Here is a 22,771-nt window from a genome sequence, read left to right as displayed (position 1 = left end):
TTGCTAGGTCAGTCTAATGGTCGCAGTTTTTAATCACTTAGACAGTAAACCTGCCTGTGACTTGTTTTAAATCATCCGCCATCGTCGCAAGCGACTGAGACGCAGACGAAATTTCTTCCATCGACGCCATCTGCTCCTCGGTCGACGCGGAGATGTTTTGGGTTCCGGCAGCCGTTCCTTCCGTCACCGCTTGAATTGTTCGCATGACGGAGGCGATCTGCTCACTCGCTGCCGCCATTTCTTGTACGGCACCGGACACTTCTTCGACGTGCCCTGTCACGTCGGTGATGGCTGTCTCGATTTCTGAGAATGAGGCACCGGCTTGATCGACAACGGCAATTCCACTCGTCATCTCGGTTGAGACTTTCTCCATCGAGGCGACCGATGCTTCCGTCTCTTGTTGAATGACCCGAATCAACAACTCGATCTGTTTTGCCGAGACCGCTGACTGCTCCGCGAGCGTCTTGACTTCCGCTGCGACGACGGCAAATCCGCGTCCTTGTTCGCCAGCACGCGCCGCTTCGATTGCTGCGTTTAACGCAAGTAAGTTCGTCTGCGCCGCGACACCTTTGATCGAATCCGTGATTTGTCCGATTTCCTGCGATCGGTTACCAAGACCATCAATGACTTGGCTCAGACGAGAGACGTCTTCTTGAATCCGTCCCATTTGGGTGCCGAGTGTTCCGACGACTTGACCACCGAGTTCGACTTTTTCCATCGCATCCGCTGTACGCTCAGTCATTTGTTGGGCATTGCCGGCGACGTAACGAACCGACGTCGTCAACTCTTCAATCGTCCGTGAGGCGTCGGATACTTGATGCAATTGTTGACTTGCACCGCTTGCCATCTCTTCCATCGTCACGGCGACCATTTCCGTAGCTTTCGTCGTCGATTCCGCATTAACGCTTAACTCGTCCGATGCGACAGCGACACGGTCAGCCGTACCGGTTAGTTCAAGTACGACTTGTTGCTGTGAGGCAATCATCTCGTTGAAAGACGTCGTCAACTGTCCAAGTTCGTCTTTGGAGTCGTATGTTCCACGGACGGTCAAGTCCCCGTTCCCCGATTGATCCATCCATCCCTGCAATTGACGAATCGGACGAGTGATGAGACGTGTAATGTACATCGCAAGTCCTGCAAACAAGAGAACCGCGAGAAAAAAATGCCGAGCATTAAGTAAAAGGCCGTTTGTTTTTCAGCTTGATTCTGAGCGTCTAACGCTTTCGCTTGCTTCGTCATCGAAGCCATCAACGACTTCGCAGAATCCGCGACGTTATCCCGGACTTGTTCCAGACCTTGCGTATACGCCGTATAGGCTTCTTCGGTCTCGTTGCGCGTCGCCGCATCCTGGACGATCGTCATCGAATTATCATAGGCGAGGACGTTATCCTTTAATTCTTCAAGCTATTTCTTTTCTTTGGCATCGAAATGCCCTGTTTTTTCGACCTTCGTGACCGACGAACGAATCTGCGCCTGACGCGTATCGATCTCAGCTTGCAGTTCCGTGACCCGCGTCTCGTCCTTCGTTAACATCATCTCGACTAAAAAAGAATCGAGCGCGCGTGTATCGATTCGGATTTGAGCTACTTCCTGGATCGGTATTAAGTTTTGCTGATACATCGCTCGGGAAGCATTCGACATCTGATTCAAGAAATAGAGTCCTGCTCCCGCAATCAAAAGCATCGCAACGACGGCTGTTGCGATCAAAGCTTGTATCTTCCGTCTGACTGACATATGTTTCATTCCATCCCCTCCCGTTTTTGTTATCGGTTTAAGAATGAAAAAGTTGACTATTTTTTCAATATTCCCATACTTTAGATGTGCTTTGGTAAAGACTTGCCGTACGACTTTCTCCCTCACGTTCGATATAATCAGCATACAGCAGTTGAAGAAAGGATGAATCGTATGCAACGTGTAGCCAATGAGATCACGCAATTCCGCGGCAGTCATTATGAGTTCGGTCGCGAACAAGGGCGTTACGTCAAACGAAACCAGTTGCTCCATAACCGGGAGGACAACTGGAAAATCCGTGTTCCGCGCTTTCAAGTCGATCCGGTCGAGACGAAGGAGATGTTTCTCCGGTACGCCCCGCATATTTGGGACGAGCTACTCGGACTTCAAGACGAACTTGAACTTTCTCTGCCGGATACGTTACTGCATTTTGGGCACTACCGGGTCGAAGGACCGAAAAGTGGTTGTTCGATCATGACCGGTGATAATTTCCTCGTCCGCAATTACGACTATCATCCGATGACGTACGATGGGCGATTTTCCGTCTTTCAACCGAATGATGGCGGATCAGCAATTATCGGTCCCGCTTCACGGGTGACCGGTCGGATGGACGGGATGAATGAACATGGGCTTGCGATGGGCTATAACTTCATCAATCGTCGGCGTCCGGGCGATGGGTTCGTCAGTTTCATGATCGGGCGGATCATCCTCGAGATGTGCACGTCGGTCGACGACGCGATCTCACTCGTCAAGGAGATTCCGCATCGCGGATCGTTCACGTATGTCGTCCACGATAAATCGGCGCGTTCGTTCGTCATCGAGGCGACGGCACGCGACGTCCAAGTGCGGGAATCGAACATGTGCACCAATCACTTCGATTTGCTGCAACACGAAAACCGCTATCATCTGGATGACTCGAAACGTCGGATGATGGAGTTGAAGACCCATCAACACATGATTCAAGATGCGGAGTCCGCTTTCCGACTACTCAACGATACCGATAAAGGCGTCTTCGCTGATTTATATGCCCAGTGGGCGGGAACGATTCATACGTCTGCCTACTTCCCGGAAGAGTTGAAGGTCTGGTTCGCGCTCGGTGGTGATCAAGAACCGGTCACGTTCGACTTTTCCGACTGGCTCGCTGGCAATGACTTTACAGCAAGCGAGATCACGGGAGAACTGGAGACGAACATCCAGTTCGCGAATACATTACAGACGTGGCGTTAAACGAAAAAGCTTCCTCCTGCTTGCGCAAGAGGAAGCTTTTTAATGGCTGTCATCGAGACGTTTCGACATATGATAATCCGTCGTCTCGTAGCCAAGCGAGTGATACACATGAATCGCTCGTTCGTTATGGGCGAAGACGTGTAAAGAAATCTTCTTGACGTTCATCCGCTTTAACATCACTTCGAGCAAGCGGAGTGCTTCCTTGCCGTAGCCTTGGTTTTGTTTATCAGACGTAATCTTGACGTCGAAGATGAACGCTTCACGTCCAAGCGGTCCCTTTGTCACATGGACCCAGACCATTCCGACATCACTACCTGTCTCGTCGCGAAACGTAAATAAATAATGATCTTTCGTCTCTAAACCTTCTGGCAACAGCGAAGCGAACTCTCCTGTCGCCTTCTCCAGCGACTCGTTCTCTGACCACGTACCGGCGCGACACTTATCCGTCGCGTACTCTTTGATTGCGATCGGTAAGTAAGCGTCATACGTCGCTTGACTCATTTGCTCAATGCGCATGCTGCCACCTCCTGCGTTTTCGTCCAGTCCCGTCGTAACATCGCATAGACCTGAAGGTCATGATAAGTCCCGTACAATTTCTCAGCGTCCCGTAAGACGCCTTCTTCCGTGAAGCCGAGTCGTTCTGGGATTCGTCTACTCCGGACGTTTCCGGTCGCACACTCGATGACGACACGGTTTAAACCGAGCGTTTCGAAACAATAGTTCGTGACGAACCGGACGACGTCCGTCATGACGCCTTTTCGAAGTCCCTTTTCTCCTAGATAATAGCCAATCGACGTTTGTCCGAGATGCCGATTAATTTCATGCAAACTGATCGTTCCAACGAGCTCGTCCTCAAGATAAATGCCACACGTAAAGCCGTTGCCATCGGCGAACTGTTGCAGCCATGCTGGAATGACGATCTCCTGATATGTACTTGCCTCTGTTGCACCATCGACCCAACCGAGCCATTCGCGGAGATGTGCGCGATTGGCATCGACGAGTGCGAATAATCCTTCCGCATGGTGCCGTTCGATCAATTGAAGCGCTACGTGATCGGATACTTGTAACCTGAACATGACCTCTCCCCTTTCTAATATCTGTTGTTTGACGTCACGTCGTCGTTTCCCTGCTTGGTGTTACGTTCCATTCCATTCGTCTCGAGCGGACAGCCATTCCGAGTGCCTCGTAAAAGGCAATCGCTTCCTGATTGGCGTCATCGACGCCGAGTTCGATTTTGTCACAGCCAATCGTTTCCGCGTGCGCGTAAGCGGCTTGCATCAACCGTTTGCCGACGCCTTGTTTTTGATGTGTATCCGCAACGACGAGACTGATGACGCGTAAGTAATGCTTATCGAAGACGAACCCACTTCCTTCGACGATATCTTCCTTGAGGACGATCACACCGGCAAGCCCGTCTTGTTCCGCAACGAGTAATGCATAATCCGGATTCTCGAGTTGCGTCAGAAATAAGTCTTCCGGAACCGGCATCTCGTGCGGACGGTAATGATCGGGTCGTAAGGCAACGTGTTGATCGTGGATTTGTTGAAACAATGGAATCAATGCCTGAAAATCGTCAGGACGGGCAGTGCGGATATTCATTAGATGTTCGCTCCTTTTTCGTTTTGTAGTATATTAACATATTATTCCAAAGTGTAGGGGTATTTTTTTATACAAAACGGCACTCCGATTATCGGAATGCCGTCTCTCACTTAAATTGCTTTTGTAAAGTCTCGCGCTGTCTCCGTTAACGTCGATGCGGCACTCTGAACGTCATGGAAGCGATCGACCGTTTCCGCGACGACCGTGACGCTTGCTTGTGCATCAGTCGTTGCTTGCGTCATTGCACGAGCAATCCGCTGCAGTTCATCATTCATTCGCTGCGTCGTCTGTCGGACATCGACGACAGCTTGTTCGACGAGCTTCGAGAGATTTCGGACTTCCGTCGCGACGACATTGAACCCTTTCCCGTGTTCACCCGCTCGCGCTGCCTCGATCGAGGCATTAAGTGATAGGAGATTCGTCTGTGAGGCAATGGTTTTGATCGTCTCAGTTACTTGAGTGATGTCCTGCGCTTGGCGCTGAAGGCGTTCAATCTTCTGATGGTTATCACGGGTCGTCTCAGCCATCTGCTCGATTGTTTTCCGTAACGCTATGCTTTCCCGCTCGCCATGCGTCGACCGCGTGTTCAAATCACTAGCGATCGCATCAAACGAAGTCGCGAACTTTTGAATTGTCTGCTGACGATTGGTGATATCGGAGGCGATCTTCAAGACACCTGTCACTTCCGTTCCATCGTAAATCGGCATATAGGTTGCTTCTAGCCAAATCGATTGACCATGCGCATCGATGCGTTCAATTTTATCTGCCGTACTGAAGCCACTGAACAGCTTCTGCCAAAATGCTTGGTAACTGTCACTCATTGCGAACTCTGTCGTGCAGAAGAGATGATGTTGCATCCCGATCATCTCTTCTCGTTTGTATTTCATCGTCTTTGCAAATAAGCCATTGACATCGACGACACGACGTTGCCGATCGAATCGAATCATCGCGACGTTATCTCGTAAAGAGGCTAAAATATCTTGGGATCCTAGTTCGGTTGATAGTTGGGTGGTCATGATTACAAGCTCCTCTCGCCATCTACCTCCCGTTACAGGCTATCCAAGATATTACAAATCTGAATAGTATGAATTAAAGATATATGACTAAAATTTTTTCTCTTCTTTTAGTATATCCAGACAACGACGGAATGAAACGTTATCTCTTTAAATATTTTTATCCTACACCTCTTTTTCAAACTTGTCTTTTTCTTCCGACCTGTTATACTCAAATCAAAACTTATTAAAAATTTTTAATAAGTGATCTAGATTGGAGGTCCTTATTTGACTGAACTCATTTCACGTACACGTCACGCTTTTTTAGTCGAGCATCTGGATACGATTCCTGCGATTCGCCACGTCTTGGACGTCAGTTTTCCGACTGCGAGCAAACAGATCGATCAGATGATCGCTGCTCGGGAAATTGAAGAAACTCCACTTGAATTGGTTCGCGGTGGTCGTCCGGCAAAACGGTATCGCTATCGCACGGATCACTTCCTCGGACTCGCTCTATACCTCGAACGCACGTATCTGCAGTATCGTATTCACGATGTCGGTGGACATGTGATCAAAACGGATCGCCTGAACTTCGATTCGTCGGATCATGCATCTGTTTTATTGAAAACATTGACAACATCACTCAACGATCATCCACATATCCAAACGCTTGCGATTGGTGTCGCCGGTGCCGTTGATACAACCGGAACGATCTTATTCGCACCGGATTATCCGACGCTAGACGGTCGCCCCTTACAACAAGAACTGGCTGAACGGTTCGGGCGACCCGTCATCGTCGAAAATGATATGAATGCGGCTGTCATCGCTTCTGCTCAAGAAAACGAATCGACGGTCTATATGTATCTCGGAACGAACGGACCGGGATCCGGCGTCGCTGTTTCCGGTCAAGTCGTTCGCGGAGCGCACCACTTCGCTGGAGAAATCTCGTTCATCCCGTTTGACGACAAGCGAAATGTCGGTCAAATCCTAGCTGCGAGTTCACCATACTCGGATGATTGGTATGAGGCGTTATGTCGAATCATTCTCTCGTTTAGCGTCACCTTGAATCCGAATGTCATCTTGTTTACAGCGTCAGATGTCTCGGATGACGGATTAGCACGGTTGACGGATCGATGCGCCAAGCGTTTTCCGCTAGATAAATTACCTCAGTTGCGAAAAGGCGACTGGGAAACCGATTATTTAGATGGTCTGATGCAACTCAGCATCCAGTCATTCATTGAACAGATTCCGTTAGGAGGACTCACCCGATGACCCGTTTACTATTACCTTTGATTTATCTTGCTTTCATCAGTCTTGGTCTTCCGGATGCGTTACTCGGTACGGCGTGGCCCGTGATGCGACTCGATCTCGACGCCCCGCTCGACATGGCGGGATGGCTCTTCATGACGATCGCTGCCGGAACGATCGTCTCGAGTCTGTTTAGCGGTCGCTTGATCGAACGTTATTCGACAGGTCCGATCACGGCTGCTTCTGCTGGTCTGACGGCACTGGCATTGATGGGTTTTTTCGTAGCGCCATCCTTGATTTGGCTCTTCGTCCTTGCGATCCCGCTCGGACTCGGTGCTGGTGTCGTTGACGCCGCACTGAATCATTTCGTCGCTACTCATTATCAAGCCCATCACATGAACTGGCTCCATTGCTTCTGGGGCATCGGCGCTACGGCTGGTCCGCTCATCATGGCTGGCGTATTACTTGATTCCGGTTGGCGCATGGGTTACCTCGTCGTCGGTGCATTGCAACTCGTCTTGATGATTGTCTTGATCGTCAGTTTACCGCTTTGGAAACGGGCTCCCAAACACGTGTCCGAACAGGTTCAGACCGTGAGTACATCGACCGGAAAACCACGCGGATTGACCGCCGCCCTCGCAGCGTTTTGTTTTTATTGTGGAGCCGAGGCAGTCGTCGGGCTGTGGGGCAGTAGTTATCTCGTCCAAGTCCGTTCCTTTTCCGTGACGTCAGCAGCGACGTGGATTTCCGTTTACTACGGAAGTATCACCGCGGGACGTTTCATCAGTGGTTTTCTATCGCTGCGCTGGTCGAATCGTCGTTTGATTCGTGTCGGTCAATGGACGGCACTCGTTGGAGCTGTCTGTTTTATCCTCGCACCCGCTGCCTGGATACCGCTTGGTTTCGTGCTTGTTGGGCTTGGTCTCGCACCGATTTATCCGGCAATGCTTCACGAGACACCGGTTCGCTTTGGGGAGGCTGCGGCGCAACGGCTGATGGGCGTGCAAATGGCATTCGCCTATACCGGTAGTACCTTTATGCCACCCCTATTTGGGTGGCTTGCGACTTCCTACTCCTTATCATTGTTCCATTGGTTCACGATCAGTCTGATTTTCTTGATGCTGGTCGCTACGGAAGGCTTGAACCGAATGTTATTCAGACAACGGTTGGCAAAAGCGTCTTGAAGAAAGGATGAATGAACATGAAGATTGAACATATCGCCCTCTGGGTGGCAAACCTTGATGCAATGCGTCAGTTCTACGAAACACATTTTGATGCTACGGCAGGCGAGCGTTATCATAATCCAGCGAAAGGATTCACGTCGTATTTTCTGACGTTCTCGAGCGGAGCGCGACTGGAGTTGATGCAACGGACGGACATCACGGAACGGACGACGCATGCGCTCGGGTATGCTCACTTCGCCTTTTCGCTCGGAAGCAAACAAGCGGTCGATGACTGGACGACTCGATTACGTAACGCAGGTATACAACATCTTGACGGTCCCCGGACGACGGGTGACGGGTATTATGAAAGTACGGTCGCCGATCCGGAAGGTAATGTGATCGAGTTGACGGTCTAATGATGAAACGAAACAATCCCTCATTCTACATAGAGTGAGGGATTGTTTGTTGATTGATAGCTCTTCAATCGTTTTCTGCTTGTTGGTATGTCTCGTGACGAGTTGACTTCCGACGATCAATCAATCGTTCAAATACCAATAGAGAACCCACTGGATAAAACAATAAGAAGACAACTTTCAATAGAATCTCGGTGTCCATCCACGCCGAGAACGGCGGCAAGATGCCAAATAGAAGAAGAATTACTAACGTCAGAACTCCTCCTAACAGCAGATGGAGGACGATTGACCATCTACGCTTATGTTTTTGCTGACTCACGATATATTCAATCCCTAATGATAGCGGTGTCCCGATCCCTATAAAGATTAAACTCGTATAAAAGACCGTCACGACATAGACCTCGATCAAAACGAAGATCGTCATGAACAGATTTTCTTCAACACTCCCGAGGTTCACTGGATTCATCAATAAATAGATGAATCCAAAATGAAGACTCATCAACAGAATTGCCTTCTTTTTTTGCAATACTTGCTTTTTCATAGATGCCTACCCCTTTCGAAATAGTAAAAGACAGTAAAAGCCTCTATGAACTGAGGTTCCTACTGTCTTTATCGTTCGATTCACCTATCTTAACATAACGTATAGTTCTGTAAAACATTGACACCACTTCAATTAACAAATCATGTAATGCATCAGTTGATTTGAAATTAAGGATTATTTCTTTAAACCTTTGCATGATAAGAATTTAATGCGCCCTATATTCAAGCGTCAATTGAAAATTCTTTATATCCCAACATTTGTAATGATATGATTAAAACAAGCCAAATTATGGCTATATATTCTGCTTATTAAAGGAGACTCGTGCATGCGAAAGCACCTGGGATGGATCTCAATCGGTATTGTGGTTTTTACTTTCCTTACTGTTAAGCTCTTACCGTTCAATGGTTTTTGGGGTACGAACTATATGATAGCTGGACTAGTGCTTGCGCTAGTGTGCGCCATCATAAGTCTAAAAAATACGGGGAAAATCCTCGCATTAACATTGCTCACTTCTTTATTGGTTCTTTTTATTTTTTCAGTGATTGGTTTCTTGGCACTAGCTTGAGCGTTTCGCGAACCAATGAAAAGACGGTTGCTGATTAACTGATATCATGACGATATTTCTTCTTAAACACGTCATACGTTGCTGAATCACCGAACAGAAGGAAACAACCGCGATCATCATAGATATTCATGACGATATTGCGATTTACGTTCACGAAAAAGACTTCCGGATAGTATGTATATGCTTGATGAAATCTTGGTTGTAGCGGTGGGAAGTCCTGATGGCAAATCGCTTTGATTACACGCTGATAATTTAACGTCTGTTTGTTCGGTAATAACACGGCATATTCGATCACTTGCTCTTCTTCATCCATCACTTTCTCTACAAACTTTATGTTGTATTTGTCTGCTCTACGTCTTAACTGACGAAACACTTTCGTCGCTGACTGTTGATACTTACCGCGCTCACTTCTCACATGCACAATTAAATAAAGGGACTCCTCTTCTCGGAATACATCTTCAAACAGTTCGTTCGATTTTTTGTATACCTGTTTGAAGTATTCCTCATTGATTTCATCTAAATTATCCTTTAGCTGATAAAGATCCTTGACTAAATCTACGTGGAATACTAAATCCTTCTTGACAAAGGAACGATCAAATAAGTTCACATTCCCAAAATGTTGTTGCAAGTATTGTTCTAAGTTCATTTTAAAACTCCTTTATTCTGATGAGGACAGATGTATTGTTTTGAATAACTGTTGCAGGACGGATCGATATAACAATTGTAGAAAGGAGGATGAGAAGATGATCATTGATACATTATCGAATCATCCTAAACAATTAGAAGTGGTTGCCACAATGATTCATACCGAATTCGTTCAAAAGAAAAATCGGACGACACCGTACGAACAAGTAAAAGCATTTTTAGATAAAAAACCAAGAGAACCCTATCCTGTGACGTTCGTTGCCTTAGATGATGTCACGTGTGTAGGAACTGTCTCCTTATTTGAAAATGACTTGATTGAACGACCAGCCTATACACCTTGGCTCGCTTCTTTATTCGTTGAAAAAGTCTATCGGAATCAAGGAATCGCGCAGCAACTCATCAATCAATTAATCGTTTACGCCAAGTCACGACAGGTTTCTACAATCTACTTAAAAACAGATAACGCTGCAGCATATTATAAAAAATTGGGATGGACCTTGGTCGAAACGATCAAGACGACGGAGTTACCCATCCATATTTTTGCCTATAATGTTGATGACGTTTAATATGTTCTAGTAATCAAAGAAAGCAATTTTCAAAAAAACTTTACTCTTTATGAGGTAACAGAAATGTCGTTTTTATGGATCTCGAAATTAAAAGCCATCTTGAAATTCCGCCTGAAAAAGAAGAGCACGATGTGCATCAAACCTATCCTAGATTCATAGAGATGACCAATCTCATCGATAACGATGTCTTTAATTATGCTTTTGGTCGAGCTGGCGGGTATCCTGCCGGAAAAGTCGTCTTTTGTATAAAGGGTGCACCTCTTCCTTTTAACGCACACGTAGGCGAGCTATATCTGTTTTGGCATGCATTAATAAAAAGCGTATCCACAAACGATTTGCATGACGTCGAAAAATTCGATTGGTCACTTCCATATGAAAATGAAGAAATTTCTAACCATTTCATCATTCGATTTTTCTATCGAAAACAATTAGTAGAATTTCATTATCAAAATCAATTCTTGGCTACCTTTTCACTAGAGACCTATAAAAAAGCAGTCCTACAGGGATTTTTAGATTTCATGTGGCATACGAATCTGGAGTTTGAGACAATCGTGTATGATTCGCTAGGTGAGAAGATTGATTACGCAGCGATGCGAGAAGATACAGGAGATGATTTATACACATGTCGCTACATCTTCTTACAATTCATGAAGGAAATCTATCGACAAAAAAATGATGATGTACAACTGTTGATTGACTTCGATTTTAAGATTAGTCGTTCTTTTTCTGATTTACATTATGATTTAAATGACTAAGAATTTTCTGATCTGAATGGTATTACCTCTCTTTCTTGAATCGGTCATTCGTGTTGGAATAGACGATTGCAAATACAATAAGAAAGAATAATAGCAGGACGCCCAAAGTAAACAAAAAGTGATATCCAAACAGCTCGCTCCCAGCGATCAACAGGATGCTAAAACAAATGCCGTATAGGATCTTACCCATGAATTGACATAGGGCGACTTCGTCATAGTCTTGTTTCTTGCTTTCAGATAACGTATTATATCCTGCAAGCAATGATGCGCCTTTTCCTTTCGATAGAACGGTAGCAAACACCAGCAGAGGAACAAGGATTACAAAATAAACAATGGATTCGCTCACGACCATCCGCTCCTTTCTCTCGTTTTAATGTATGACGCGTGTCAATTCATTAACGCTTTTACATTCCTTTAAGTTTCATAATCTTTTTGAATTACCCACTGGATAATATGTTTGTCTCTTTTACTATCATTCTTAAGTTGAATGATTGACTCATTTTTCTGATTTTTCTGTTTTTATAGCCCGATTTCTCAATCTTCTATTATAATTAGGCAATGATTGGATTTTTTACTTACATATGGAATGAAAAACATTCATTCAAAGGAGGGTTCATCCATGACTGAATCGGTACATATTTTCAGCCAAACTTCACTTCAGTTGATGGTTAATGCAAGGTCCATCATAAGACAGTACATCTTACTACGGGAGGGGTTTGCCGATGCTTAAGTTCATCTGGAATTCCTGGTGGCGCAATAAAGAGCGATTCATCCTGCTACTTGTCGGCGTTCTGATCGTCAGTACTGGACTGAGCTATTTGATCGGAACGACGCAAGCCAATAACGGAACCGTCGTCGATGAACTGCAAAAACGCTGGGGCTCCTCTTACGACATCGTTGTCCGACCGGAAGGCAGCCGGAGCGTAACGGAAGACTTAAAGTTACTCGAGCCAAACTATATGAGTGGGCTCGATGGTGGGATTACGCGCAAACAATACGAGACGATCAAAAAAATCACTGACGTCGAGATCGCTGCTCCGATTGCGATGATTGGCTACAATCAAACAGTTTCAAGTGTCGGTACGCATACGATCGACCAAGAAGGCATTTATAAACTAACGATCAAAGATACGCAAAATACCGGATTACAGAACGAATCCTCGATTGGAGTCGTCTTCTTAGCAGCAGGATGGGAACCGACAGAAAATGCAGTAAAATCAGGTGTGTCCCCCCTCCCCCTTGGAAAGCAACCTCTTTACGAGTATGGAAGTCAAGTCATGATTGCGGGGGTTGATCCCGAAGCGGAAGCCGCACTCGTCGGCTTGGACCAAGCGACGACAAAAGGAACCTATAGTAACTATTTTTCAAAAGATGATCAGGTCATCTCGTTTGGTGAAGACGGTGTCCAAATTCCAATCCTGTTGAACAATCGTGAATACGTGGACGCGTCACGCATCTACACGTACGAAAAAGTAGAGCTGCCGTCAAAAGAAAAATCAATTAACGATCTGGTACAACAGGTCGAACAAAAAGGCGGAAAAAAATACTTAGAGTCCTTACCGGCAAGTGGTGCGAAACGTTATACGATCACGACACAAGATGTCCAGAAGAAGCTCGTAAATGATATTCTGAAACACACGTTACCGACCGCTGAAGAGACGAACAGCAATTCCTTTACGTGGATTGCTTTAAAGCCGTCTCCAATCGACTACCGCTCGATCAAAAGTCCTTACGCATCACGTTGGCCGTTCACCTATCAAGTCCAACCGAAACAAGTCGAGCAAGATTCCTTGCTCGCTAAACGCAGCATGTACCGGGAAGCACGCATGTTCGGAAAAGATAGCGTGGACTGGCCAAAAGTCAATTTGAACTACATCGGGGTCTTTGATCCGAAGAAATTGAATATCTCGAAAGACCCGCTGACGGAACTGCCGATGGAGACGTACTTCCCGTCGAAAGCCCAGTGGGTGATGGACAAGCATGAACGTCCCGTCAATCCGGTCCGAGACGTCAAACCGACGAATGATCCGTACGATTTCCTGACGAAACCACCATCGATGCTGACGACGCTCGATGCTGCGTTCAAAATTCGTGGTGACAAAGCAATCTCAGCCATCCGCGTCAACGTCAAAGGTGTCGAGACGATGAATGCCGCTAGCGAGAAGAAGCTCCAACAGGTGGCGACAGAAATCGAACAGAAGACAGGATTAATTACGGACGTGACCCTCGGCTCGTCGCCGCAGCTCGCCTTGACCTATTTACCGGGTCTAAAAGACGAATCAGCGCTCGGGTGGGTTCAACAACCGTGGATCAAGCTCGGCTCGTCGATTGCGATCTTCCAGGAAGCAAAAGTCGGGATGAGCGGCATCATCGCCAGTGTCATCGCTGTCGCGCTCGTCTATGTCTTCAGTTCGAACATCATCCTACTGTATGCACGAAAGAAAGAATTCGCGATTTTACTATCACTTGGTTGGCGCCCGCGTCAGCTGGCAAAACTATTGTTCCTCGAGGCCACATTGCTCGGAACACTCGTCGTCTTGATTGCCTGGACGATTCTCGGTTCGTTCTGGGTCACGACGGACAACCCGATTGCGATCGGTCGAATTTTATTGATTGGTCTTGCTGGTTTACTTATTTACTGGGGTGGAACGCTCGTGCCGATGACGCTCATCCGTCGGATCAAACCGTTCGAAAGCATGCGTTCCGGTGAAGTCTCAAAAGGTCGCCGTTTCGTTCGTGCGCGTAGCGCCCTCGGGATGAGCATCAATCAGCTCGTCACGTACTGGCAACGGACATTACTTTCGGTCGTTGCGATCGCCTTACCGACGAGTCTGTTCATCTTCTTCCTCTTCATCACGTTCCGACTGAAAGGCGTCTTGTACGCAACGTGGCTCGGCGAATATGTCGCGCTTGAAGTAGGGACGATGCATTACGTCGCGATGGGTGTCGCTTTACTGATTGCCATCCTGACGACGACAGAAATCATGTGGCAAAACGTCAATGAACGCAAGAATCAGCTTGCTGTCCTTAAAGCGACGGGCTGGCAAGACGGTCAAGTTCGTTTACTCGTGCTAAGTGAAGGCATGATGACAGGACTCTGCGCTGGCGTGATTGGTCTTCTGACAGCACTTGGGATGATTGGCTTCGTTTACGGGCAATTCCCGGTCCAAGAGCTTGGTTTCCTCAGCATCATGCTCTTGATTCCGGTGATCACCGGTCTGTTGGGTGCCTTACTTCCTGCCGAGCGTGCCGTCCGGATCACACCGAATGCCACACTCGGTAGTATCGTCGAGAATACACAGGCGACAGAACGGCGTTTCAAATGGGCACTCGGATCAATCGCTGCTTCCTTATGTGTCGGGGTTGCGAGCCTGTTCTTGTTCGCCTCAACAGAATCCTCGACGACTACACCACAGAATGCTCCTCAACAACAGACGAGCGGACAAAAATTAAAAGACTTAGCTTCTGAAACGAAATCGCCAGCTGACAAGAAAACAGATGATCAAACAGCACTAAAAAAACTGATGAAGAAAGGGGTCATCCAAACGTATCCCGGTGATCCGAAAGCAAGATATGAGCTATTTTATGCTAAATCACTCGCTCCGACGCCAAAAGAATTGAATTTAAAAGAAAAGCCTGGTTATCGGTATGTTACGATTCCTGTCTTCATGCACAACTCGGATACACAAAGTAAAGGTGCATATTCAACTTATAGACCGGGAACATTTACGTTGACGTCACTAGATGGTAAAGAATATTCTACCATTGATTATGTCAATCACAATGAAAAAGCATTCAAGAACGGCTATCAATACTTCGCCCCGTATGAGTCACTTGTCGACTTAGTCTATCAAGTACCTGTCGACAAAAAAACATTTGTTCTCTACGCGGCAGATGAAGCTTTTCCAAAGGATACGACAGTGAAGATTGAACTCGATTAAAATGAACAGAATATGAATCTAGCCCGTAACACATAAATGAGAGTAGCCTCGGTTTCATCATCGAAACTGAGGCTACTCTCATTTTCACTAAAAAACGATATGTATGGTTTTAAATCACAATGTATCGTGGACTCGCATCCGTTCCAGTTCCTTTTCTTGATTCTTTTTTAAAGCCTTTCGACCTCGCGACCATTGTTCCCAAAGTGAAATTAAACCAATTCCTAAAATCAACACATAGGCTAACAAACTATTGTATCTACCATCAAAGTAACGCCACGTCATCACGATCACTAAAATAATTGGCATGATGACACCAAGATACGGATTGTGACGACTCGATAAGAAATACTGTATTCCCAAACAGATGCTGATAATTAGAGCAGAAACGAAAAAATTCATTAATTGTTGCCCCTCTCAAGTCGATATTTTTCGATGATTTTTTTGGCATCTTCAATCGTGATGCGATCCTCGATAGCCATTTGTTTAATGTATGCGATGAACGGTTCATTCTCGATTTTCTCATTCACTTCGATTTTTTGAATGATACGATCGACGCGAATCCGGACTGTGGGATAGGAGACATCATAATGTTTCGCCAGTTCTTTTAAGGAACCCGAGCTTACGATGAATTTTTTAACGAATTCTATCTCTTCCAATTCTAGAGATAAAACCCAATCTGGAACATCATCTTTTTTCATTTACCATTTCCCTCCCATGTCACTATAGTAGCATCTATTTAAACAAAGTTAAAGTATTTTTAATATTAATTAAACATTTAACCAATAAATAATTAAAATATATTCATTATTTCTCTTGTCATAGTGATTGGAGTCATGGTAGTTTAGGATTGTCAAATCGGAAAAATAAGGAAAAGGAGTGTTTTACTTGAAAAGAACAACGGAATACATTTTTGCTGTCATCGGTATCGTCTTGTTCGGTTCATTATGTCTTGGTGGTTTTCTATTATCTGGATCGATTGCGGATCATGCTGGGATGAAGGACTTGGTCGACCAATTTATCCGCGATGAGAACATCACGGATGTCACGGCGAATCAGATCCTCACATCCTTCCAACAATTCTTCTTGTATCTTGGTGCTGTCTCACTCTTATGTACATTAGGAGGTATCGTCTCAATCGTCCGGATCCGTAAAAACGGTTCTGCTGGAAAGATGCTCATCATTACCGCGATTCTCGGTGGGATCTTCACATTACTCGCTGGCGTCTTTGGTTCAATCGCTTACTTGATCGCCGGTATCACTAACGTCACGAAGAATAAAAAGATAGCACGGCAATACTAAACTCAAACAGAAAGGTGTGTCGGTATGTTCGCGATTACACTTCGAGAATTTAAATCGCTTTTCCAAAGTATTCGAGCGATCCTGATCATCGTCGTCTTGTTCGGTGTGACGATTGGTTCTGCTAAACTCGTCAGCCAGTTCAAAGGACAACTCAGTGATCTCGGTTTAGGTAACAATGCCTATATCATCGGTTTGATGCTACTTCTGTTCTTAGCTGCTCCTTTGTTCGTAACAAGTATTTCTCATAGTAGCGTCAATAAGGAGATGGAGTCGAAGACGATTCGTTTTCTTGCGACGAAAACATCTCGTGAGAACATCATTTTCGGGAAGTTTTTAGGCAACGTTTCGTTCTGGGTCCTCTGTCTGACAGTTGCCCTCTTGTTGATCGTTCCATTTTCAAAGTCGTTTCACTTCGTCGATTTGATCCAAACCATCATCTTCGTCTCTTATTTCATCGGTCTGTCGCTGTTTCTTTCAACAGTCGTCAATAACTCCTCGATGACGATGTTCATCGGGATTTTCATCTCGATCGCGCTTCCAGTCATCGGGATGTGGAGTCTTCTTTCGAAGAATGTCATCGTCGATACGATCTCCTACCTGACGCCTTATTACTATTACACGCAACAAAACACGGCCTACACGTACCTTGTCTTGATTCATATCGCTGTTTTCGTCATGACGAGTCTGATTATCTTTAAAAGGAGAGATCTGTGATGTTAGCCCTTCGCGCAACTAACTTAACGAAACAATATGGCAACAAGACCGTCGTCAATCAGCTGAATCTCGAGATCAAACAAGGGTCCATCTTCGGCTTCCTTGGTCAAAATGGCGCCGGTAAATCCACATTCATCAATATGATTACAGGACTTGTCCGCCCGACGTCCGGAACGTTCGAATTACTTGGAGCATCAAATGATTCCTTAAAGAACATTCGGACACGGATTGGTGTCCTACCGGATTACTCGACCTTCTACGAAAATTTCACAGCGCTCGATCATTTGAAGTACTTCAGTAAAGTCCTTGGTCTTAAGATAACGACGAACGAGTTAAAGCAACTTCTTCGCGATGTGCAACTTGAAGACGCGATCGATATGAAAACGAAGAACTACTCGTTCGGGATGAAAAAAAGCTCGGGATTGCCCAAGCGTTGATCAATCGACCGGATATCTTGTTTTTGGATGAACCGACGTCAGGCGTTGATGCCAACTCGATTCTCGGTATCCATTCCTTGATTCGCAAAATCGCAGCAGACGGAACGACGATTTTCTTAACGTCTCATAACTTAGACGAGGTCGAAAAACTGTGTACGGAGATTGCGATCATGCAGGACGGAACGATTCAGACGCAAGGCACGATGGAGGAGTTACGGGAACAACATGAGAAGAACATCACCGTTCACGTAAAACATGCACCGCTCGACAATGATACACAACAACATCTGCAGACCAAGTTGTCGACACTTGCGAAAGACGTCAACGTCTCCTCTACTCACTCGACGTTCATCGTCCAAAGTGAACACGATATTGCTACGATCAATAGCTACCTCGTCTCGCAACACGTTAACGTGTATCGACTCGAAGTCGAGGAAGCTTCTTTGGAAGAGATTTTCTTGAACTTAGGTTCAGAAATCCGCTCAGCATAAAGTGAAAAACATGTCTCGTGATGAATCTAATAAAAACTTCTATACAATAATCCCCCCATTCCAATTATGAAATGAGGGGGATTGTTTTGTTTTGTTTCATCCGTTTAAGCCGTCCGTTCTCTTCGTAAGAGATACAAGAAGTACGGCACACCGATGATTGCTGTAATCAATCCAGCCGGTACTTCAAGCGGCGGATGAATCCCGCGACCGAGCGCATCAGCGACGACGAGTAACCCACCGCCGAGCAACAGCGCCATCGGTAAGACAGCGAGGTGTTTATGTCCGACGAGACGACGCGCCATATGTGGGGCAATCAGACCGATGAAGCCGATTGCACCGACCGTCGCAACGGCAACACCGGCTAGGACGACAGCGAGCGCCAAGAAGACCTGCCGCGTCCGCTGAATCGGTAACCCGAGACCGATGCTGACTTCCTCACTAAGTGATAAGACATCAAGTTGACGATGGCGATAGAAGAGGATCGCACCAATCACGACGAGGACAGGTGCTAAGATCATCACTTCCTGCCACCCTTTCCCAAATAGACTTCCGGCAAGCCAGACGAGTGAATCGTTCGTCTGGAGTGGAAATTTAATCAACAGGTATTCTGTTCCCGAGGCACAGATCGCACTGACAGCGATACCAAGTAACGCAAACGAACTGCGGGAGACGTTTCCTCCCTGCTCAAGCATCATCAATGCCAGCATGACGATTGCTGCTCCGATGAAGGCGGCAATCGGTGTCAACAAGAGCGGACCATCCGGCACTAAGGCAATCGTCAAAACGGCGAACAGAGACGCTCCGTTCGTCACCCCAATCACGTCCGGCGAGATCAATGGATTGCGGATGACACTTTGTAAGATGACTCCAGCAAGAGCGAAACTCGCTCCTGCTAAAAAGGCGAGGACCGTTCGCGGCAAGCGGTAATTTTGGACGATGAAGGCATCCTTTCCACCGAAGAATGACTGCCAGAGTTCCGTTACTGATAACTGAATCGAACCGACCGACAGTAAGGCGAAGCTGGTGACAAAAACGACTAAAGCGACAAGTAGAATCCGGCGCATGTCTCTCATCGTAATCCCCCTTTCATCTGGCGGCGTGCCAGCAGAAGGAAGAAGGGTGCCCCGAGCAATGACGTCACGATGCCGACCGGTGATTCATACGGATAGGCGATGAAGCGCGCCAGGACATCGGCGTACGTCAACAACAGACCACCGATGACGGCAGAGACGGGTAAGACGATTCGGTAGTCCTCACCAACAAGGCGACGCGTAATATGCGGCACCATCAGACCGATGAAGCCGATCGCTCCGGCGACGGCGACCGTCACGCCTGCGAGTAAGACGACACTGATGCCGGCAAGCAGACGGATCCGCGTCACTTTTTGACCGAGTCCGACCGCGACGTCTTGTCCTAGTTGGAAGACGGCGAGCGACTTCGCAAGACTTGCCGCAAGAATCAAACCGGCGAGCGACCATGGGAGAACGATCCGGAGTTCGAGCCAGCTTGCGTCACTGAGCGAACCGGACAACCAGTACAAGACGTTCGTGATCCGGTCGTTGAACAAAATCAAGCCTTTCGTTAGCGACGTCAACAAGATATGAATCGCCATCCCGACGAGGGCGAGTTTTAACGCCGTCATCCCGCGAATCGAAGCGAACGAAAAGACGAGCACGCCACCGAGCAAGGCACCGGCAAAGGCGAAGTAAAGCAAGTTCGCCGTCCCAAGTGACGGAAAGACAAGGAGACTGACGACTACAAGAAACGACGCACCGGCGTTGACACCAAAGACTTGTGGTGAAGCGAGCGGATTACGCGTCACGGCTTGCATGATTGCTCCAGCGACGGCAAGATTCGCTCCGAGCAACAACCCGAGTAAGAGACGCGGCAAGCGCAGATTCGTCAGGACGAGTCCCGCTTTAGAGGTCGTGCCACTGATCCACTCGTGCACTAAGTGGACCGGATTCATCTGTGTGATGCCAAAGAACAAGCTACTATAAACGGCCAAGCAACTGAGTAAGATAAGTACGAAAATCAGACGTTTCCGCTGCACCGGATCTTTCCCCTTTCATCAAGACGAAAAGCCAGATTGCTCCGGCTTTTTGTCGTTCGTTATTTCTGTTTGAGCAATTGAATTGCTTCGTCAACGATTTGTTCAGCAGCGTCCAGACCACGGTAACGCGTCCAGAGGTCACGATTGACTTCGTAGACTTCTCCGTTTTTGACCGCTGTGATCTGATTCCAGAGCGGATTATCCTTCCACTCTTTCAGTAACTTAGGATCGGCTTCCGCCATGAAGATGACGTCCGGATCCCACTTGACCATCTGCTCTAACGTGATCGTCACAGTCGGTTCTGCTGTTTTCGTAACGGCATTCTCGATACCGATCTTCTCGAGCAACTCACCGTCAAACGACGTCTCACCGTGTGCTGTCAGTGAATCGGCGCGGAAGACACCGACCATGACTTTCCGGTCATCTTTTGGATCAACCTTCTTCTTCGCTGCCTGCAAGCGCTCTTCATGAAGCGCAAGGCGATCATCCATCTGTTTCGTTTTGCTGACCGCTTCCGCAATCGTCTTGAACGAATCGATGTTCTCTTCATACGTCGCATTGCGACTCTTCAAGATGATCGTCGGTGCGATTTCTTGCAATTGCTTGTAAATTCCTTTATGACGGTTGAAGTCGCCGATGATCAAATCCGGTTGCAAGGAACTGATCACTTCAAGATTCGGTTGTTGGCGTGTACCGACTTCCGTGAACTCGATGTCTTTTCCGAGTAATCCAGAGACATCGGTCTTGTTTTCTTGTGCAATCCCGACCGGTGTGATGCCGAGTTCGTCTAACGCATCAACGAACGAGAATTCGAGCGCGACGACCTTCTTCGGCTTTTCCGGTACTTTCGTTTTTCCTGCTTCGTGCGTGATCGTCCGCGTCTTTTCGTTCGATTGCTCTGCTTGACCTGAACAAGCTGCAAGCATCAAACTGCTCAACACGAGGAGCGTCAACGCTGTCATCCAAGTTTTCCGTCTCATGGTGAGACCTCCTTTAATTCGTGATTCGACATTGAGAATCATTCTTAATTAATCCTGTCTCAGCATATCAAAGATTTCCATCGAACAAAAGGGAAATCCTTATTTTCAGATAATATAGACTGAAATCCACATTATCTGAAGGAATATGGGATAATCAGGTAGTGAACAAAGGAGGGACCAGAGATGGATTGGATGAAAGACTTAGGACAGCGGATTGAGTTTCCGCTCGATGCAATCACGTTTGATCAATTACCTGACTTACTCGAAGCCTTCGCCTACCAGTTACCGTTCGAGAATACGACCGTCCTTGAGAAGCGCATGCGTCCGTTTAGCGACGAGCGCTTCATCGAGACATTTCTGACGGAGCGACGCGGTGGTGTCTGTTATGACTTAAACGGACTGCTACACCGAGTCCTGCAAGAACTGAACTGTCCTGTTCGACTCGTTCAAGCAACTGTCTACGATACGAAGTCAGATGCCTGGTCAGCGACCGGACCGACCCATGTCGCGATCATTTGGAATGAAACACACCTGCTTGATACCGGCTTCGGCGTTAATTTACCGCTCGTTCCTGTTCCGTTGAGTGGGGAGACCGTTCATTCCGCTAGCGGCAGTTACCGGATCATCAATAATGACACACTTGAGATGAAGCGAACGGGACAAGCAGAGTTTGTGACTGGATACCGGTTCGACCGCGAGACATCCATTACAACAGATGACTTATCGAAGATGGAACAGATCATCCAGCAGAGCGACGTTTCCCCATTTAATAAAGGTCGCCTCGTCGCGATGCGGACGCCAACCGGACAAAAGACGTTGACTGAGCGGACGTTACGGATTGAAGAAACGACGACGACCGAGTTACCGGTCGCAGGTCCCGCCCAATTCGAGATGCTGTACAACACACACTTTTTAGGACGGGAGTCGTAAATCATGGATCGTTATACACTTTGTTTAATCCGCCACGCAGACCACTTTTTACTTGTCAATCGGCAAAAACGTCCGGCGATGGGCATGTGGAATGGTGTCGGTGGTAAGATCGAACCGGGCGAGACACCGGAAGCCGCCGTCATCCGCGAGACGTTTGAAGAGACAGGCATCACGCTCACCTCAGTGACATCAAAAGGCATCGTTCGCTTACATGGGGAAGAGACATCTGGCATGTACCTCTACCTGGCTGATTTAGAAAATCGTCCGTTTCCAACACCGGTCATGACAGTTGAAGGAATCCTCGATTGGAAATCACTCGACTGGATTTTAGGCGACGATAACATGGGCATCATCAGCAACCTCCGGCACTACCTACCGATTGTTCTGTCGACCGAGCACCCGTTACTGCATGACTTCCATTACGATGCCCATACGATCACGGCATACGAGACACATAAATTAATTGAGACATAACACAACA

General features: G+C 47.0%; 26 protein-coding genes and 1 pseudogene. 13 read left to right on the top strand and 14 right to left on the bottom strand.

The window, feature by feature from the left end; translation table 11 throughout:
- Nucleotides 1-37: 37 nt before the first annotated feature.
- Together P401_RS17580 and P401_RS18820 are read right to left on the bottom strand one after the other, a co-directional pair.
- Nucleotides 38-1,126 (bottom strand): methyl-accepting chemotaxis protein, encoded by a 1,089-nt coding sequence (locus tag P401_RS17580; protein WP_236627080.1) that lies wholly within the window; start codon nt 1,124-1,126, stop codon nt 38-40.
- A pseudogene (locus P401_RS18820) lies at nt 1,048-1,683 on the bottom strand (MCP four helix bundle domain-containing protein). Before P401_RS18820 ends, P401_RS17580 begins: the two are co-directional and overlap by 79 nt.
- Nucleotides 1,684-1,905: 222 nt before the next feature.
- Here P401_RS18820 and P401_RS0105845 point away from each other — a divergent pair.
- Entirely contained in the window at nt 1,906-2,958 is a 1,053-nt protein-coding gene (locus P401_RS0105845) for a C45 family autoproteolytic acyltransferase/hydolase (protein WP_029341652.1), read from the top strand.
- A 39-nt stretch (nt 2,959-2,997) separates the two neighbouring features.
- Here P401_RS0105845 and P401_RS0105840 read toward each other — a convergent pair whose 3' ends face one another.
- The 4 genes from P401_RS0105840 to P401_RS19105 form a co-directional block, all read right to left on the bottom strand.
- Nucleotides 2,998-3,474 (bottom strand): GNAT family N-acetyltransferase, encoded by a 477-nt coding sequence (locus tag P401_RS0105840; RefSeq protein WP_029343377.1) that lies wholly within the window; start codon nt 3,472-3,474, stop codon nt 2,998-3,000.
- Nucleotides 3,456-4,034 (bottom strand): GNAT family N-acetyltransferase, encoded by a 579-nt coding sequence (locus P401_RS0105835; protein ID WP_029341651.1) that lies wholly within the window; start codon nt 4,032-4,034, stop codon nt 3,456-3,458. The genes P401_RS0105840 and P401_RS0105835 overlap by 19 nt, the downstream gene beginning before the upstream one ends.
- A 34-nt stretch (nt 4,035-4,068) precedes the next feature.
- A complete protein-coding gene (locus tag P401_RS0105830) occupies nt 4,069-4,557 on the bottom strand; it encodes a GNAT family N-acetyltransferase (protein ID WP_034785996.1) in 489 nt (162 codons plus the stop codon).
- Nucleotides 4,558-4,667: 110 nt separating this feature from the next.
- Nucleotides 4,668-5,573 (bottom strand): methyl-accepting chemotaxis protein, encoded by a 906-nt coding sequence (locus P401_RS19105; protein ID WP_029341649.1) that lies wholly within the window; start codon nt 5,571-5,573, stop codon nt 4,668-4,670.
- Nucleotides 5,574-5,837: 264 nt separating this feature from the next.
- On the opposite strand from P401_RS19105, the gene P401_RS0105820 reads away from it, so the two are divergent.
- The 3 genes from P401_RS0105820 to P401_RS0105810 are packed head-to-tail and all read left to right on the top strand — an operon-like array spanning nt 5,838 to nt 8,376.
- Nucleotides 5,838-6,821 (top strand): ROK family protein, encoded by a 984-nt coding sequence (locus P401_RS0105820; RefSeq protein WP_029341648.1) that lies wholly within the window; start codon nt 5,838-5,840, stop codon nt 6,819-6,821.
- Nucleotides 6,818-7,981, top strand: a complete 1,164-nt coding sequence (locus tag P401_RS0105815; protein ID WP_029341647.1) for an MFS transporter — start codon at nt 6,818-6,820, stop codon at nt 7,979-7,981. The genes P401_RS0105820 and P401_RS0105815 overlap by 4 nt, the downstream gene beginning before the upstream one ends.
- A 17-nt stretch (nt 7,982-7,998) precedes the next feature.
- A complete protein-coding gene (locus P401_RS0105810; protein ID WP_029341646.1) occupies nt 7,999-8,376 on the top strand; it encodes a VOC family protein in 378 nt (125 codons plus the stop codon).
- 64 nt (nt 8,377-8,440) lie between these two features.
- On the opposite strand, the gene P401_RS0105805 is transcribed toward P401_RS0105810, so the two are convergent.
- Entirely contained in the window at nt 8,441-8,914 is a 474-nt protein-coding gene (locus P401_RS0105805; protein ID WP_029341645.1) for a hypothetical protein, read from the bottom strand.
- Between the two features lie 599 nt (nt 8,915-9,513).
- The gene (locus tag P401_RS0105795) at nt 9,514-10,125 is read right to left on the bottom strand and encodes a DUF3885 domain-containing protein (protein ID WP_029341643.1); all 612 of its coding nucleotides are present in this window, start codon (nt 10,123-10,125) and stop codon (nt 9,514-9,516) included.
- 97 nt (nt 10,126-10,222) lie between these two features.
- Here P401_RS0105795 and P401_RS0105790 point away from each other — a divergent pair, with 97 nt between their 5' ends.
- Nucleotides 10,223-10,690, top strand: coding sequence for a GNAT family N-acetyltransferase (locus P401_RS0105790; protein WP_029341642.1), 468 nt, complete (start codon nt 10,223-10,225; stop codon nt 10,688-10,690).
- Nucleotides 10,691-10,764: 74 nt separating this feature from the next.
- On the top strand, nt 10,765-11,445 hold the full coding sequence (locus P401_RS0105785) for a hypothetical protein (protein ID WP_029341641.1): 681 nt from the start codon (nt 10,765-10,767) through the stop codon (nt 11,443-11,445).
- A gap of 22 nt (nt 11,446-11,467) precedes the next feature.
- On the opposite strand, the gene P401_RS0105780 is transcribed toward P401_RS0105785, so the two are convergent.
- Nucleotides 11,468-11,797 (bottom strand): DUF3784 domain-containing protein, encoded by a 330-nt coding sequence (locus tag P401_RS0105780; RefSeq protein ID WP_029341640.1) that lies wholly within the window; start codon nt 11,795-11,797, stop codon nt 11,468-11,470.
- A gap of 370 nt (nt 11,798-12,167) precedes the next feature.
- On the opposite strand from P401_RS0105780, the gene P401_RS0105770 reads away from it, so the two are divergent.
- Nucleotides 12,168-15,386 carry an ABC transporter permease gene (locus P401_RS0105770; RefSeq protein ID WP_029341639.1) on the top strand — a complete coding sequence of 1,073 codons (3,219 nt, stop codon included), beginning with the start codon at nt 12,168-12,170 and terminating at the stop codon, nt 15,384-15,386.
- Nucleotides 15,387-15,500: 114 nt separating this feature from the next.
- Here P401_RS0105770 and P401_RS0105765 read toward each other — a convergent pair whose 3' ends face one another.
- On the bottom strand, nt 15,501-15,692 hold the full coding sequence (locus P401_RS0105765; RefSeq protein WP_160171450.1) for a hypothetical protein: 192 nt from the start codon (nt 15,690-15,692) through the stop codon (nt 15,501-15,503).
- 92 nt (nt 15,693-15,784) lie between these two features.
- Nucleotides 15,785-16,084, bottom strand: a complete 300-nt coding sequence (locus tag P401_RS0105760; RefSeq protein ID WP_029341637.1) for a DUF2089 family protein — start codon at nt 16,082-16,084, stop codon at nt 15,785-15,787.
- Nucleotides 16,085-16,271: 187 nt separating this feature from the next.
- On the opposite strand from P401_RS0105760, the gene P401_RS0105755 reads away from it, so the two are divergent.
- From P401_RS0105755 to P401_RS18800, 4 genes are read left to right on the top strand one after another with little or no spacing between them, the layout of a single operon-like run.
- Nucleotides 16,272-16,685, top strand: coding sequence for a DUF4064 domain-containing protein (locus P401_RS0105755; RefSeq protein WP_029341636.1), 414 nt, complete (start codon nt 16,272-16,274; stop codon nt 16,683-16,685).
- A gap of 24 nt (nt 16,686-16,709) precedes the next feature.
- The gene (locus P401_RS0105750) at nt 16,710-17,399 is read left to right on the top strand and encodes an ABC transporter permease (protein WP_029341635.1); all 690 of its coding nucleotides are present in this window, start codon (nt 16,710-16,712) and stop codon (nt 17,397-17,399) included.
- Entirely contained in the window at nt 17,399-17,836 is a 438-nt protein-coding gene (locus P401_RS18805; RefSeq protein WP_236627078.1) for an ATP-binding cassette domain-containing protein, read from the top strand. The genes P401_RS0105750 and P401_RS18805 overlap by 1 nt, the downstream gene beginning before the upstream one ends.
- The gene (locus tag P401_RS18800) at nt 17,833-18,327 is read left to right on the top strand and encodes an ATP-binding protein DrrA1-3 family domain-containing protein (RefSeq protein WP_236627076.1); all 495 of its coding nucleotides are present in this window, start codon (nt 17,833-17,835) and stop codon (nt 18,325-18,327) included. The genes P401_RS18805 and P401_RS18800 overlap by 4 nt, the downstream gene beginning before the upstream one ends.
- Nucleotides 18,328-18,431: 104 nt before the next feature.
- Here P401_RS18800 and P401_RS0105740 read toward each other — a convergent pair whose 3' ends face one another.
- The 3 genes from P401_RS0105740 to P401_RS0105730 are packed head-to-tail and all read right to left on the bottom strand — an operon-like array spanning nt 18,432 to nt 21,360.
- Nucleotides 18,432-19,391, bottom strand: a complete 960-nt coding sequence (locus tag P401_RS0105740; RefSeq protein WP_029341634.1) for a FecCD family ABC transporter permease — start codon at nt 19,389-19,391, stop codon at nt 18,432-18,434.
- Between the two features lie 5 nt (nt 19,392-19,396).
- Entirely contained in the window at nt 19,397-20,380 is a 984-nt protein-coding gene (locus tag P401_RS0105735) for a FecCD family ABC transporter permease (RefSeq protein ID WP_029341633.1), read from the bottom strand.
- A 59-nt stretch (nt 20,381-20,439) separates the two neighbouring features.
- A complete protein-coding gene (locus tag P401_RS0105730; RefSeq protein WP_029341632.1) occupies nt 20,440-21,360 on the bottom strand; it encodes an ABC transporter substrate-binding protein in 921 nt (306 codons plus the stop codon).
- Nucleotides 21,361-21,543: 183 nt separating this feature from the next.
- On the opposite strand from P401_RS0105730, the gene P401_RS0105725 reads away from it, so the two are divergent.
- Nucleotides 21,544-22,290, top strand: coding sequence for an arylamine N-acetyltransferase family protein (locus P401_RS0105725; protein WP_051656261.1), 747 nt, complete (start codon nt 21,544-21,546; stop codon nt 22,288-22,290).
- Between the two features lie 3 nt (nt 22,291-22,293).
- Nucleotides 22,294-22,764, top strand: a complete 471-nt coding sequence (locus tag P401_RS0105720) for an NUDIX hydrolase (RefSeq protein ID WP_051656260.1) — start codon at nt 22,294-22,296, stop codon at nt 22,762-22,764.
- Nucleotides 22,765-22,771: the final 7 nt, after the last annotated feature.

The sequence above is a fragment of the Exiguobacterium acetylicum DSM 20416 genome (assembly GCF_000702605.1).
GTDB classification, from domain to species: Bacteria; Bacillota; Bacilli; order Exiguobacteriales; family Exiguobacteriaceae; genus Exiguobacterium_A; species Exiguobacterium_A acetylicum.
The sequence above is the reverse complement of the archived record's forward strand: the minus strand, read 5'-3'. Positions and strand labels throughout refer to the sequence as shown.

Coding starts and splice junctions, on each gene's coding strand:
- P401_RS17580 (WP_236627080.1), bottom strand. CDS start 1,126: ATGTACATTACACGTCTCATCACTCGTCCGATTCGTCAATTGCAGGGA.
- P401_RS0105845 (WP_029341652.1), top strand. CDS start 1,906: ATGCAACGTGTAGCCAATGAGATCACGCAATTCCGCGGCAGTCATTAT.
- P401_RS0105840 (WP_029343377.1), bottom strand. CDS start 3,474: ATGCGCATTGAGCAAATGAGTCAAGCGACGTATGACGCTTACTTACCG.
- P401_RS0105835 (WP_029341651.1), bottom strand. CDS start 4,034: ATGTTCAGGTTACAAGTATCCGATCACGTAGCGCTTCAATTGATCGAA.
- P401_RS0105830 (WP_034785996.1), bottom strand. CDS start 4,557: ATGAATATCCGCACTGCCCGTCCTGACGATTTTCAGGCATTGATTCCA.
- P401_RS19105 (WP_029341649.1), bottom strand. CDS start 5,573: ATGACCACCCAACTATCAACCGAACTAGGATCCCAAGATATTTTAGCC.
- P401_RS0105815 (WP_029341647.1), top strand. CDS start 6,818: ATGACCCGTTTACTATTACCTTTGATTTATCTTGCTTTCATCAGTCTT.
- P401_RS0105810 (WP_029341646.1), top strand. CDS start 7,999: ATGAAGATTGAACATATCGCCCTCTGGGTGGCAAACCTTGATGCAATG.
- P401_RS0105805 (WP_029341645.1), bottom strand. CDS start 8,914: ATGAAAAAGCAAGTATTGCAAAAAAAGAAGGCAATTCTGTTGATGAGT.
- P401_RS0105795 (WP_029341643.1), bottom strand. CDS start 10,125: ATGAACTTAGAACAATACTTGCAACAACATTTTGGGAATGTGAACTTA.
- P401_RS0105790 (WP_029341642.1), top strand. CDS start 10,223: ATGATCATTGATACATTATCGAATCATCCTAAACAATTAGAAGTGGTT.
- P401_RS0105785 (WP_029341641.1), top strand. CDS start 10,765: ATGGATCTCGAAATTAAAAGCCATCTTGAAATTCCGCCTGAAAAAGAA.
- P401_RS0105780 (WP_029341640.1), bottom strand. CDS start 11,797: ATGGTCGTGAGCGAATCCATTGTTTATTTTGTAATCCTTGTTCCTCTG.
- P401_RS0105770 (WP_029341639.1), top strand. CDS start 12,168: ATGCTTAAGTTCATCTGGAATTCCTGGTGGCGCAATAAAGAGCGATTC.
- P401_RS0105765 (WP_160171450.1), bottom strand. CDS start 15,692: ATGCCAATTATTTTAGTGATCGTGATGACGTGGCGTTACTTTGATGGT.
- P401_RS0105760 (WP_029341637.1), bottom strand. CDS start 16,084: ATGAAAAAAGATGATGTTCCAGATTGGGTTTTATCTCTAGAATTGGAA.
- P401_RS0105750 (WP_029341635.1), top strand. CDS start 16,710: ATGTTCGCGATTACACTTCGAGAATTTAAATCGCTTTTCCAAAGTATT.
- P401_RS18805 (WP_236627078.1), top strand. CDS start 17,399: ATGTTAGCCCTTCGCGCAACTAACTTAACGAAACAATATGGCAACAAG.
- P401_RS0105740 (WP_029341634.1), bottom strand. CDS start 19,391: ATGCGCCGGATTCTACTTGTCGCTTTAGTCGTTTTTGTCACCAGCTTC.
- P401_RS0105730 (WP_029341632.1), bottom strand. CDS start 21,360: ATGAGACGGAAAACTTGGATGACAGCGTTGACGCTCCTCGTGTTGAGC.
- P401_RS0105725 (WP_051656261.1), top strand. CDS start 21,544: ATGGATTGGATGAAAGACTTAGGACAGCGGATTGAGTTTCCGCTCGAT.
- P401_RS0105720 (WP_051656260.1), top strand. CDS start 22,294: ATGGATCGTTATACACTTTGTTTAATCCGCCACGCAGACCACTTTTTA.